The sequence below is a fragment of the Halorubrum sp. SS7 genome, assembly GCF_005435055.1.
In the GTDB taxonomy this organism is placed as follows: Archaea; Halobacteriota; Halobacteria; order Halobacteriales; family Haloferacaceae; genus Halorubrum; species Halorubrum salinarum.
In genome coordinates this window covers 55,395-66,697 of sequence record NZ_SGXV01000016.1, presented here as the reverse complement: position 1 = coordinate 66,697, position 11,303 = coordinate 55,395, and the positions used below count along the sequence as shown (strand labels likewise).

Annotated in this window: 10 protein-coding genes and 1 pseudogene; 2 read left to right on the top strand and 9 right to left on the bottom strand. The window is 72.0% G+C overall.

Features of this window, described 5'->3' with window-relative positions; all coding sequences use genetic code 11:
* Window positions 1-916 (top strand): annotated as a pseudogene (locus EXE44_RS21420) (hypothetical protein); the annotation flags it as partial.
* Window positions 917-1,339: 423 nt separating this feature from the next.
* On the opposite strand, the gene EXE44_RS13545 reads toward EXE44_RS21420, so the two are convergent.
* From EXE44_RS13545 to EXE44_RS13535, 3 genes are all read right to left on the bottom strand, one after another.
* A complete protein-coding gene (locus tag EXE44_RS13545) occupies window positions 1,340-1,993 on the bottom strand; it encodes a dolichyl-phosphate hexose transferase (protein ID WP_233559389.1) in 654 nt (217 codons plus the stop codon).
* 248 nt (window positions 1,994-2,241) lie between these two features.
* Window positions 2,242-3,885 (bottom strand): GMC family oxidoreductase, encoded by a 1,644-nt coding sequence (locus EXE44_RS13540; protein ID WP_137717594.1) that lies wholly within the window; start codon window positions 3,883-3,885, stop codon window positions 2,242-2,244.
* Window positions 3,882-4,439, bottom strand: a complete 558-nt coding sequence (locus tag EXE44_RS13535; RefSeq protein ID WP_137717593.1) for a gluconate 2-dehydrogenase subunit 3 family protein — start codon at window positions 4,437-4,439, stop codon at window positions 3,882-3,884. The genes EXE44_RS13540 and EXE44_RS13535 overlap by 4 nt, the downstream gene beginning before the upstream one ends.
* Window positions 4,440-4,556: 117 nt before the next feature.
* Between EXE44_RS13535 and EXE44_RS13530 the strand changes: the two genes are divergently transcribed.
* Window positions 4,557-6,167, top strand: coding sequence for an iron ABC transporter permease (locus EXE44_RS13530; protein WP_137717592.1), 1,611 nt, complete (start codon window positions 4,557-4,559; stop codon window positions 6,165-6,167).
* A gap of 29 nt (window positions 6,168-6,196) precedes the next feature.
* Here the strand turns inward: EXE44_RS13530 and EXE44_RS13525 are convergent, their stop codons facing one another.
* From EXE44_RS13525 to EXE44_RS13505, 6 genes are all read right to left on the bottom strand, one after another.
* The gene (locus EXE44_RS13525) at window positions 6,197-7,252 is read right to left on the bottom strand and encodes a sulfite exporter TauE/SafE family protein (RefSeq protein WP_137717591.1); all 1,056 of its coding nucleotides are present in this window, start codon (window positions 7,250-7,252) and stop codon (window positions 6,197-6,199) included.
* The gene (locus tag EXE44_RS20810; RefSeq protein ID WP_199241215.1) at window positions 7,242-7,406 is read right to left on the bottom strand and encodes a hypothetical protein; all 165 of its coding nucleotides are present in this window, start codon (window positions 7,404-7,406) and stop codon (window positions 7,242-7,244) included. Before EXE44_RS20810 ends, EXE44_RS13525 begins: the two co-directional genes overlap by 11 nt.
* A 359-nt stretch (window positions 7,407-7,765) precedes the next feature.
* On the bottom strand, window positions 7,766-8,941 hold the full coding sequence (locus EXE44_RS13520) for an inorganic phosphate transporter (RefSeq protein ID WP_137717590.1): 1,176 nt from the start codon (window positions 8,939-8,941) through the stop codon (window positions 7,766-7,768).
* Between the two features lie 12 nt (window positions 8,942-8,953).
* Window positions 8,954-9,412: a YeeE/YedE family protein gene (locus tag EXE44_RS13515; protein ID WP_137717589.1), complete on the bottom strand. Its 459-nt coding sequence runs from the start codon at window positions 9,410-9,412 to the stop codon at window positions 8,954-8,956.
* Entirely contained in the window at window positions 9,413-9,970 is a 558-nt protein-coding gene (locus EXE44_RS13510) for a YeeE/YedE family protein (RefSeq protein ID WP_137717588.1), read from the bottom strand.
* 8 nt (window positions 9,971-9,978) lie between these two features.
* Entirely contained in the window at window positions 9,979-11,172 is a 1,194-nt protein-coding gene (locus tag EXE44_RS13505) for an MBL fold metallo-hydrolase (RefSeq protein WP_137717587.1), read from the bottom strand.
* Window positions 11,173-11,303 lie beyond the last annotated feature (131 nt).

Sequence of the window (11,303 nt, the reverse complement as noted above, 5' to 3'; positions counted from 1 at the left end):
CGTCTCGCCGACGGCCGCGCGCGTCGCCGTCGCCGCCGTCGTCGCGCTCGCGGTCGCGGGCGGGGGCGTCGCGGCCGTCGACGCGGCCGCGGACCCCATCGAGCGGAACGCTGCGGTAGACGCGAAACACGAGGCCGCGTACGCCCCCTTCGACGAGACGACCTTCGAGGACGGGCTGGTGTTCGTCCCCACGCCGTACGGCGAGTGGCAGAACCACCCGTTCCAGTACCTCCGGAACGGCCCGGGGCTCGACGGCGAGGTCGTGTACGCGCTCGACCGCGACCCCGAGGAGAACTTTGCGGTACTGGACGCGTACCCGAACCGCACCCTGTACCGCTTCGGGTATCAGGGCGTCTGGACCGCGGACCCGGAGACCCGCGTCACGCCGAAGCTGGAGCCGCTCGACCGGCGGTCGGGCCCCCGGATCGACGCCGAGACGACCGTCGGCGTGCCGGACCGCGTCGCCCGCGCGCAGGTCCGCGTCGACCCGCGCCGGGGCGCCCCGGGCCGTCCGGACCACGTCTCCTACACGGTGAGCGACCCCGGCGACTCGCTGGCGGTCGACTGGGCGGTGACGCCCGAAGGCGTTCGGCTGCCCGGCGCGGCGGCCGCCGGGGCGCCCGACGCGGCCGCGCCCGTCCCGTTCGACCCCGACGGCGACGTGGTCGCCGTGACCGTGACGCTCGTCGACCCCACGGGCGCGACGTTCACCTACCGACAGGAGGTGACGGTGCGGGTGACCGAGGGCGGCGAGTCGGGTGCCGAGGGAGGCGGCGTCGAGGCCGTCTGGCCGCCCGAGCGCTCGACCTGCCGGCTCGTCACCGCGTGCGGGACCGAGGGCACGTACCTCCCCGACGAGCCCGACGCGCACCCGGACTGGGTCGTCTTCGAGACTGACGCCGACACGAGCGACTGATACGTCGATTTCTTATAACTGGTTGTCAGCAGATCGGCGGGGAACACCTCCAAAGCCCCAGCCGCGAGGGCGGCGCACGCTCGTTGCGCTCCTCGCTCAGTCACTCAGTTCCTTCGCTGCGGTGCTTACGTCGCCTGCGCCGCCCTCGCGGCTGCCCCTTTGAGTCCCACCCGACCGCACAGCACCGCACCTCGCACCTCCCCAGCCTCGTCAGTCGCCTCCGCTTCGCTCCGGCGACTGACTCCCTCGCGCGGCGCTGCTCGGCCGCGGGGCGGCCTCGCAGGCGCGCGCCACCACATCGTTTACTTATAAATAATCGGCGCTGTCGCTCACGGGTGTACAAACGTCGCCGGCGGCGGTCCACTGTGCCCACAGTGTACGTCCGGACCGCCGTCCGACGACGGCGTGGAGGGCGACGCGCCCTCAGAAGCGCCGCAGTTGCTCTTCGAGACAGACGGTGACGATCGACTTCGCGATGGCGGCGCCGCCCCCGATCGGGTCGAGCTTCGTCTCGCCGAGGCGCTCGGCGTAGCGGATCGGGCGCTCGCGAACGTCGTAGCCGCGCATCAGCGGACGGATGAGCAGTTCGGCGGAGAGGCCGGTGTTCTCCGTCCAGCCGATCTCCTGGACGACCTCGCGGCGGTAGGCGCGCATCCCGGTGGTGGTGTCGTGGACGCGCTCGCCCATCAGCAGGCTCGCGACCGCCGCGAACGCGTGGTTGCCGAAGCGGTTGAACGCCGGCATCGCCTCCGCGCCGTGGTAGAGCCGGTCGCCGCTCACCACGTCGGCGCCGTCGTTGATCTCCGCGAGGAACTCCGGCAGCGCCTCCATCGGGTAGGTGTCGTCGCAGTCGGTGGTGACCACGACCGGCCGGTCGGGCGTCAGGACCGCCTCGCGGACGGCGACGCCGTACCCCTGCGGCTCCTGCTCGATGACGGTCGCCCCGTGCTCGCGGGCGATCTCCGGCGTCCGGTCCGAGGAGCCGTCGACGCAGACGACCTCGGCCTTCCCGTCGGTGACCTCGTCGATGTCCTCCAGCACCGTCGCGATGGCCTCCTCCTCGTTGTAGGTGCCCATCACGACGCTGAGGTCGTCGAAGGTGTACTCGTCGGTCGCCGCCCGGTCCTCGTCCTCGGTCGCGTCCGCGGCCGTCTCGTCGCCCGAGTCCGCGCCGACCGACGCCGCCGACCCGTTCGTCGCGTGTGCTGAGTCGCTCATTACCCGCATCTCACTCCGGACGCACTTGAGTTTTAGGTTTGCCTAAAGCGTCTGTGAACCGGTCGCACGAACCGGCCACGAGGGGTTCTCTGCCGACCGCGACCCGGTCACTCGCCCGCGAGCCAGCCGGCCACGTCGTCGCCGACGCGGAGCGCGAGCGCGGCGATGGTGAGCGTCGGGTTCATCGCGCCGCTCGTGGGGAAGACGGAGCTGGAGGCGATCCAGCAGTTGTCGAGGTCGTGCGTCCGGCAGTCGGCGTCGACGACGCCCCGGTCGGGGTCGTCGCTCATCCGGGTGGTGCCCATGTGGTGGTAGGCGGGCCCGGTCGCGTCCGGCCCGGCGACCCACTCCACGTCGGCGCCGAGCTCCTCGAGGATCGACACCTGGATCTCGTTGGCGCGCTCGATGGTATCGAGCGCCCGGTCGCCGACCGTCCACTCGATCTGCGGCACCGGGTTGCCGCGGTCGTCGGTCCGGTCGTCCGCGAGGGTGATACGGCTCTCTGCGTCCGGCAGCTGCTCGACGAGCCCGCCCATCGCCACGTGGTTCCCGTAGCCGTCGCGGAGCCGCTCCGCGAGCGCGTCGCCCCAGTCGTCGCCCGTGAGCGCCATCTCCACCGGCGAGGGGCCGGCGTAGTTGAAGAACTCCAGCTTGAACGGCGCCTGCTCGGCGTCGGCCTCGTCGTAGAACTGGTCGCAGGCGCTGGTGTAGAAGCCGACGTGGTTCTGCCTGGTCGGCTCGTCGAGCGTGCCGCCGGCGCCCGCGAACAGGTGGTCCATGAAGAACTCGCCGACGTGGCCGCTCCCGTTCGCGAGCCCGTCCGGGTAGCGGTCGGACGCGGACAGGAGGAGGAGCCGCGGCGTCTCCACGCCGCCGGCGGCGACGACGAAGGCGTCCGCCTCCTGTCGGTGGCGCTCGCCGTCGGGCGTCGCGTAGACGGCGGCGGTCACCCGGTCGTCGCCGTCGTGTTCGAGCCGCTCGACCGGCGCGCGGTCGATGACGGTCGCGCCCCGTTCCTCCGCGCGCTCGACGTGGACCGTCGCGTCGTACTTCGCGCCGCTCGGGCAGACGGGCTGGCAGGTGCCGTAGCCGACGCACGGCGAGCGGTCGTCGTACGGCTCGGAGTTGCGCGCGTTCGGCACCGAGTGCATGTCGATCCCCAGCTCCTCGCAGGCCTCGGCGAACAGGGAGTCGCTGTAGGAGGGCTCGAACGCGGGCATCGGGTGCGGCTCCTCGCGCGGCGGCGCGTAGGGGTTGTCCGACGCGCCCGCGACGCCCAGCTCGCGCTCGGCCTCGGCGTAGTAGGGGCGGAGGTCGGCGTAGTCGATGGGCCAGTCGGCGCCGACGCCGCGCTCGCTGGCGGAGTTGAAGTCGTCCTCGTGGAGCCGCATCACCATCCCCTGCCAGTGGAGCGTCGAGCCCCCGACGCCCTTCACGCGGGCGTGGTTGAGCGGGTAGAACCACTCGCCGTCGTTCTCGTGGGCGTCGCGCGCGCCGCCCACGCCCCACACGTCGGGGCGGCCGTACGAGGGCCGGATCGCCCGCTCCTGCCTGGCGAGGCGGTCGGCCGGGTCGAACCGCGGCCCGGCGTCGAGGATCACGACCTCGCGGTCGCCGGCGAGCCGGTCGGCGACGAGCGCCCCCGCGGGGCCGGCGCCGACGACGCAGACGTCGGCGTCGGGGACGGGCGTCCGGTCGACGTCGCGCCCGTCGCTCCCGCGCCCGTCGCCCAGGCTCTCGGCGCCGCTCACGGCGGCCCCCGCTGGTAGCTCTCGGCGCCGCCCGCGTATCCCTGCGGGTTCTCGATGCCGACGAGCTCGCCCCCGGTCGGGGACGAGTACAGCGCGAGCAGCAGCTCGTTCACGACGTAGTACCGCACCCGCTCCGCGGCCGTCCCGTCCGGGTTCTCCTCGGCCACGTCCGCGCCGAGCTCGCGGAGCAGGGCGTCGCGGTCCGCGGCCGACAGCTCCGCGACCGGCGCGCCGTACCACGAGCGGGCCGCAGACTCCACCTCGGCGACCGCGCTCCGGATCCCCTCGCCGTGGGCCGACCCGTCGAGGCGGCCGTCGAGGAACGCCTCGACGAACGCTTCGACCCCCGAGACCGCGTCGGGGTAGACGGTCCGCGCGACCGCCGTCATCGCCGTCCGGACCGCCTCGTCGCCGGGAGTCCCGTCGCCGTCCCACGCGGGCGCCTCCCCCTCGGCCCCCCCGTCGTCGGTCGTCCGACGGACGCCCAGCGCGACGCCGCCGGTCGCGCCGATCGCGGCCAGCGCGGCCGCCGCGTCGCGTCGCGTCAGTTCCATGAAAGAGTTTAGGTGGCCCTAAATTCATATATCCGTCGGAGCGCGCTCGCCGCGCGATCGGAACCCCTAACGCCGGGCGCGCCCTCGCCTCGACAACCCGATCCCGCCTCCCGCACAATGACTCTGCGAACCCGGATCCGCGACCGCTTGACAGACGGCGACGGCGACCTCCCGCTGGGGCTCACGCTGCTTTGCGCGGCGATCGCCGCCACCCTCGTCTTCCCGCTGGCGTGGCTCGTCATCGAGGCGGTCGCCGTCGAGCGCGAGCGCGCCGTCGGCCTCCTCTTCAGCGCCGGGACCGCCGACGTGCTCGTCAACAGCCTGCTCCTGATGGCGGGTGTCACGGCCGCGTCGATCCTGATCGGCGTCCCGCTCGCGTACCTCACCGCCCGGACCGACCTCCCCTTCCGGCGGTTCTGGACGGTCGCGGCCGCGCTCCCCCTCGTCGTCCCGAGCTACGTGGGCGCCTTCTCGTTCGTCTCCGCGTTCGGGCCGCAGGGCGAGTTCCACGAGGTGCTCGCGCCGCTCGGCGTCGAGCGCGTCCCGGAGATATCCGGGCTCTGGGGGTCGATCCTCGTCATCACGCTGTACACGTACCCGTACGTCTACCTGACGACCCGGGCCGCGCTGCTGTCGTTCGACACGACGCTGTTAGAGGCCGCCCGGACGCTGAACCACGGCCGGCTCGCGGCGTTCCGCCGCGTGACGCTCCCCACGATCCGACCCGCGATCGCCGCCGGCTCGCTGCTCGCCGCGCTGTACGCGGTCTCGGACTTCGGCACCCCCTCCATCATGCGGCTCCCGGTGTTCACTCGGCAGATATACGTCGAGTACAACGCCTTCGGCCGCGACTACGCGGCGCTGCTCTCGCTCCAGCTGCTCGTCGTCGTCGTCTTAGTGCTCGCCCTAGAGTGGGCCGTCCGCTCGGACCGGGAGACGAGCGGCGACGACGCGGGCCGGACCGAGGACCGCGTGTCGCTCGGGCGGCTGCGCTGGCCGGCGACGCTGCTCCCGGCCGGCGTGTCCGCGTTCGCGCTCTTGGTCCCGCTGTGGATCCTCGGCCTGTGGCTGGTCAACTCGGAGGCCGGGCGGCGCCCCTCGCTCGCGTTCGAGCCGATACAGGTGCTCAACTCGGTGTCGGTCTCGGCGGCCGCCGCCGTCGTCGCCGCGCTCGCCGCCATCCCCGTCGCGTACTTCGCCGCGAACCACGACTCGCCGCTCGCGGTCGTCTTCGAGCGCGCGACGTACGTCGGCTTCGCCGTGCCCGGCATCGTGCTGGCGCTCGCGCTAGTGTACTTCGGCTCCGGCTACGCGCCGTGGATCTACCAGACGCTGCCGCTCCTGATCTTCGCGTACGTCGTCCGCTTCCTCCCGCAGGCCGTCGGGTCCGCCCGCACGTCGATCCTCCAAGTCGACCGGCGGCTCGTCGAGGCCGGGCGCACGCTCGGCGAGTCGCCGACCGGCGCGTTCCGCCGCGTGACGTTCCCGCTCACCCGGTCCGGGATCGTCGCCGGGGCCGCGCTCGTGTTCCTCACGACGATGAAGGAGCTGCCCGTCACCCTCGTCCTCCGCCCGTCCGGCTTCGACACGATCGTCACCCAGATCTGGCGGGCGCAGTCGACCGCGCTCTACCAGTACGCGGTCGTTCCCACGCTCATCCTGCTCCTCATCTCCGGGCTCTCGATGGTCGTCATCCTCACGCAGGAGGGCGGCGAAGAGGGGCTGTGAGAACGGCGCCGCGACCGCGGTGAACCGGGTCAGTCCGCGGCGGTGGGCCGCTGGTCCCGCGACACGCGGAGCGAGCTTATCGCCGTGTAGAGGACCGCGACCGCGACGACGACCGCCGCGCCGATGACGAGCACCAGCCCGAGCAGTTCGAGCGTCGCGTTGCCAAGGTAGGAGCCGACCTCGCCGACGCCCACCGCGACCGCGCCGACCAGCAGCATCCCGCCGAAGTACACCTTGATCCCGTCGGCGTCGACGACGGCGGTCGCGGCGGACCCGACCCGGGCGCCGAGCGCGCTGCCGAACAGCAGCGGCACGACGATCCCGAGGTCGACGCCGCCGCCCTGGCCGTAGAGGTAGCTCCCGAGGCCGCCGGAGAAGACGATCTCGAAGAGGTCGGTGCCGACCGCGACGGGCACCGGGACGCCGATCGCGTAGATCATCGCGGGCATCCGGATGAAGCCGCCGCCCACGCCGAGGAAGCCCGACAGGACGCCGGTCGCGAAGGCGACGGCCGTGATGACCCACGCGGAGACGCGGACGTCGCCGCGGAGCGTCACCATCGGCGGGATTCGGACGGTCCGCTGGATCTTCTTCGCGATCTCGGGGATCTCGTACTCGTCGAGGTCCCTGTCGGCGGCCTCGTGGTCGACGCCGCCGCCGTCGCCCTTCAGGGCGTCGCGGGTGACCATCGCGCCGACGCCGCCGAGCAGGACGACGTAGGCGACGCTGATGACGCCGCCGGCGAGCCCCAGCGACTCGAGGTAGTAGACGCTGGCGCGCCCGGCCTCGATGCCGATCGTCGTCCCGGTGATCATGATCGCGCCGAGCTTGTAGTCCACCTGCCCGAGGTCGTGGTGTTTCAGCGTCGCGATGACGGCCGTCCCGAAGACGAACGCCATCCCGCTGCCGACCGCGACGGGCGCCGGGTACTCCAACATGAGCAGGGCCGGCGTGACGAGGAACGACCCGCCCATGCCGAAGAACCCGAACAGGACGCCGACGACGAGGCCGAACCCGGCGAACAGGGCGAGCATCTCCGGACTCGTTCCCAGGAACCCGGGCCCGGCGAGGAGGCTACCGAGCACTCGCGTCACCTCCGACGAGGATCCGCATGAGAGCGGGGCCGACGAGCCGTTCGAGGCCGGCGTAGCCCACGTACAGCACGAACGCCTCCACGAGGATCGCGCCGATGAGCAGGGCCGTCTCCGGGTCCCAGGTCGGTATCTCTAATCCAGCCATCGATTCTCCCTCTCGCTGCTGACCGCGGTATTTCGCTGTTGGCACATTTCTGCTCGGCCTCACCTATCCGCCTCTCGCCTATAACGGTTTTGGGACTATCGTACAAGACTATATTCGGGTAACCTCGGCCGGAGTACCGATAACTTACGGGGAACGTATCCCCGTCGCGCGGGTCCGCGAGCCCCTACGGCGTGCGGTCGCGACGCTATCGCGCGCGGCCCAAACGGTCCCGCCGGTGGTCGGTTCGATCTCCGCGGACGTTCGGCCGTCCCGATCGGTACCGGCGTCCGCGAGCGCTCGGGCGCGGCCGCCGGAGAATAGGGCTGCGGAGTCGCAGCCGGGAGATTACAACACCGCGATCACAAGACCGCGACCGCGACGCCGTACGCGAGCGCGAACGAGAGGGCGAACGAGCCCGCCCACGCGCCCACCGTCGCGAGGATCTTCCGCGCGTCCACCGCGCCGCGACCGCCCACGGCCGCGCCGCTCCCGATGATCGCGCTCACGACGATCTCGTTGAACGAGACGGGCACCCCGAGCAGCACCGCCACCTGCGCGATCAGGAAGGAGGGGACGAGCGCCGAAATGGAGCGGCGCGGCCCGAGCGAGGAGTAGTCTTGCGCCAGCGACTTGATCATCCGCGGCGCGCCGGTCCACGAGCCGACCAGCATCCCGACCCCGCCGCCGACGAGGACGGCCGTCGTCGAGACCGTCCCGATCCCGTCGAGCAGCGGTAGCAGCGGCCCGACGGCCAGGCCGACCTGACTCCCGCCGGCGGAGAACGCGACGAGCGACCCGAGCGCGAGCAGCACGCGCCGTAAGCCACCTCGCTCGTCGCGGCGCACGTCCCACCAGACGACGGCGGCGATGCCCAGCGCTGCGAGGCCGGTGACCGCGACCGCCGACGCGAGTCCGTCGACCGAGAGGGCGCGTTGCGCGAGTCCGCGGACGGTCCCCGGCGCGGTCCCCTCGCCGAGAAAACTGAACCGGACGTTCGCGAGGACGGCGCCGACGAGCCCGGCGAGCGCCGCCACGCTGTACCGCTCCGGGACGCCGGACCGCGGGAGCACGCTGGCGATCCCGAACGCGATCCCGCCGCCGACGAACGGCGTCAGGACCCAGACGGCGCCGATCTGTTGGTACTTCGCCCAGACCGGCGTCCCGCCGAGCGCGAGGCCGACGCCGACGACGGCGCCGGTCACGGTGAACGCGGTCGCGATCGGGATCCCGGTGGTGATGCCGACCGCCATCAGCCCCGCGCCCAGCAGGAGCACGAGGATGACGCCGGCGACGGGCAGGCTGATCCCGCCCACGAGGCCGCTCCCGACGGCCTCCGAGACGTTCCCGCCCTGCGTAACGGCGCCGGCGAAGCCGAAGACGCCGACGAGGAGGGCGGCCCGCATCGTCGAGACGGCGTTCGCGCCCACGGCGGGGGCGAACGGGGTCGCGCCGCTCGACCCGGCGCCGATCACCCACGCCATGAACAGGCTCGCGAGCGCGGCGCCGGCGAAGAGGGCGAGGAAGGCGAGGTCCATGGGGGCGGCGTCTCAGTCCGCGCCCGCCGGGGCGGCGTCGCGCGACTCGCTCCGGCTCCGCCAGTACCCCTGCGCGTACGCGCCGACGAACATGCCGCCGAGCGCCCAGAGGATCGCGACGTTGCCGACCCCGAGGCTCGCGTACGCCGCGCCCGGGCAGATGCCGGAGAGCCCCCAGCCGACGCCGAAGACGGCCCCGCCGACGAGCACGTTCCGGTCGAACGGCTTCAGCCGGCGCTCGTAGGGGTTCCCCGTGAGCGGCGCCGCGTCTCGGATCCGCGGTAGCAGCGCGAACGCGACCCCCGAGACGATCGCGGCCCCGAACATCACGAACGGGAGCCCGAGGTCCTCGAACTGGAGGAAGTTCAACACGACCTCCGGCCGGGCCATGTGGCTGAAGCCGAGCCCGAAGCCGAAGATGAGCCCGCCGACGAACACCAGCGGCTTGAACAGGGGATGCCGGTCCGCCATCTACGGGCTCACCCCCAAGGCGGCGACGACCTGCGCGGTCCCGATCGCCACGGTCAGGAACGTCGCGACGCCGACGAGCGACGTCCGCGACGCCGAGCCGACGCCGCAGACGCCGTGGCCCGAGGTGCACCCCTTGCCGATCCGGGTCCCGATACCGACCAGGATCCCGCCGATGAACAGCCGCCACGGCTGGACGTCGGTCGTCCACAGCGTCACGCCGGCGACCTCGTAGAGCCGGCCGGTCGTTCCGGGCTCGTACAGCGAGGTCGCGACCGCGCCGGACTGGACCGTCGCGGCGAACGCGAGCGCGCCCAGGACGATCCCGGCCGTGAACACGAGCCGCCAGTCGCGCGAGCCGACGTACCGCTGGAACCGCGACCGGTCGGAGACGTACGACAGCGTCGATTCGAGGAACGTGCTCGCCCCGGCCGGGATGCCGGTCCCGACGTAGATGACGACGGTCCCGAGGCCGACGAGCAGCCCCCCGACGGCGTACCGGCTGATCCCGTTCGGGAACAGGTCGGCGACCGCCTGTAGCAGTACTGGGTCAGCGACCATCGGCGTCGTCAGTCACCCGCGAGCGAGTCCTGGCTGGCGGCGCAGTTGTTCGGGCCGAGCTCCAGGGTGAACGCCTCCTCGTCGTCGACGGCGTTCCGCCCGAGGTTCGTCGCGATGATGTCCTCGTAGTTGGCCGGGCGCGGCGGCATGTCCGCGAGGACCAGGTCGACGAAGTCGTCCTCGTCCATCGTGAGCGCGTCCATCTCCTCGACGAGGTCGCCGATGGGCGCCGTGTAGGTGCCGTCGTCGGCCGGGACGGCGGCGTCGCTGAAGTGCGCGCCCCCGATGAGCGTGTCGTCGGGGAGCGTCAGGACGCGCTCCTGGAGCGACTCGTACAGCAGCCGCGCGGCGTCGGGGGCGCCCTCGTCGCCCTCCTCGAGGTCGGGGCGGGCGACGCTCTCGACGAACAGCCCGTCGCCGGTCGCGAGCAGGCTCCCGTCGACGAGGTAGGAGGTCATCCCGGTCGTGTGGCCGGGGGTGTAGACGGCCTCGACGGTGGCGTCGCCGACCTCGAACGCGTCGCCGTCGTCGGCCGCGGTCAGCTCGTCGGCGTACGTGACGCCGCGGTCGACGGCGGCCGCGGGGATGACGCCCTCGACGCCCGCGGCGTCGAGGTCGCGCACGCCCGAGATGTGGTCGGCGTGGACGTGCGTGTCGATCGCGTACTTCAGTTCGACGCCGAGGTCGTCGGCGTCGGCGAGGTAGCGGTCGGTGAAGGCGCGCAGCGGGTCGATGATCGCGGCCTCGCCGCCGTCGTAGAGGAGGTAGCCGAGACAGCCCGAGGAGGGGCGCTGGTACTGGAGGAGCGTGCCGGCGCCGTCGTACCGCTCGACCTCGACGGCGTCGTAGATGCTCGCCCAGCCGTTCATCCCGTCCTCGAGGTGGTCGACGTCGTAGCCCCGCTCCGCGAGCGTGCCCGCGACGTACTCGCTGGCGCCGCCCTTCGCACAGAGCACGGTCACCTCGCGGTCGTCGGGGATCCGGTCGAGGACCTCGTCGTCGATCTCGTCGTCGAGGAACTCGAAGTACGGGACGTTGATCGACGTGACGGTCTCGCCGTCGATGCGCCACTCCTCGTAGTCGGACCGCATGCGCGCGTCGAGGATCGTGACGTCCTCGCCGGCGTCGATTCGGCCTTTGAGCGAGTCCGGGTCGACGGAGTCGACGTCGACGTCCGGAGTCGGAAAGTCGTCGGCGTTCATGTTTCGCAGTCGCTCCTACCGGACCGACGCACAAAAGCATTTTCATAGTATTTCCTTTTCTAAGCAATACTACTCGCCCGCAGATTCGGATATGCGCGGGTGGATCCGCCGTTACCGCTCTTGTGAACCGT

Excerpts from the sequence above, each read along its gene's own strand:
- EXE44_RS13530 (WP_137717592.1), top strand. The coding sequence starts at position 4,557 with ATGACTCTGCGAACCCGGATCCGCGACCGCTTGACAGACGGCGACGGC.
- EXE44_RS13505 (WP_137717587.1), bottom strand. The coding sequence starts at position 11,172 with ATGAACGCCGACGACTTTCCGACTCCGGACGTCGACGTCGACTCCGTC.
- EXE44_RS13545 (WP_233559389.1), bottom strand. The coding sequence starts at position 1,993 with ATGGGCACCTACAACGAGGAGGAGGCCATCGCGACGGTGCTGGAGGAC.
- EXE44_RS13535 (WP_137717593.1), bottom strand. The coding sequence starts at position 4,439 with ATGGAACTGACGCGACGCGACGCGGCGGCCGCGCTGGCCGCGATCGGC.
- EXE44_RS13510 (WP_137717588.1), bottom strand. The coding sequence starts at position 9,970 with ATGGTCGCTGACCCAGTACTGCTACAGGCGGTCGCCGACCTGTTCCCG.
- EXE44_RS13520 (WP_137717590.1), bottom strand. The coding sequence starts at position 8,941 with ATGGACCTCGCCTTCCTCGCCCTCTTCGCCGGCGCCGCGCTCGCGAGC.
- EXE44_RS20810 (WP_199241215.1), bottom strand. The coding sequence starts at position 7,406 with ATGGCTGGATTAGAGATACCGACCTGGGACCCGGAGACGGCCCTGCTC.
- EXE44_RS13515 (WP_137717589.1), bottom strand. The coding sequence starts at position 9,412 with ATGGCGGACCGGCATCCCCTGTTCAAGCCGCTGGTGTTCGTCGGCGGG.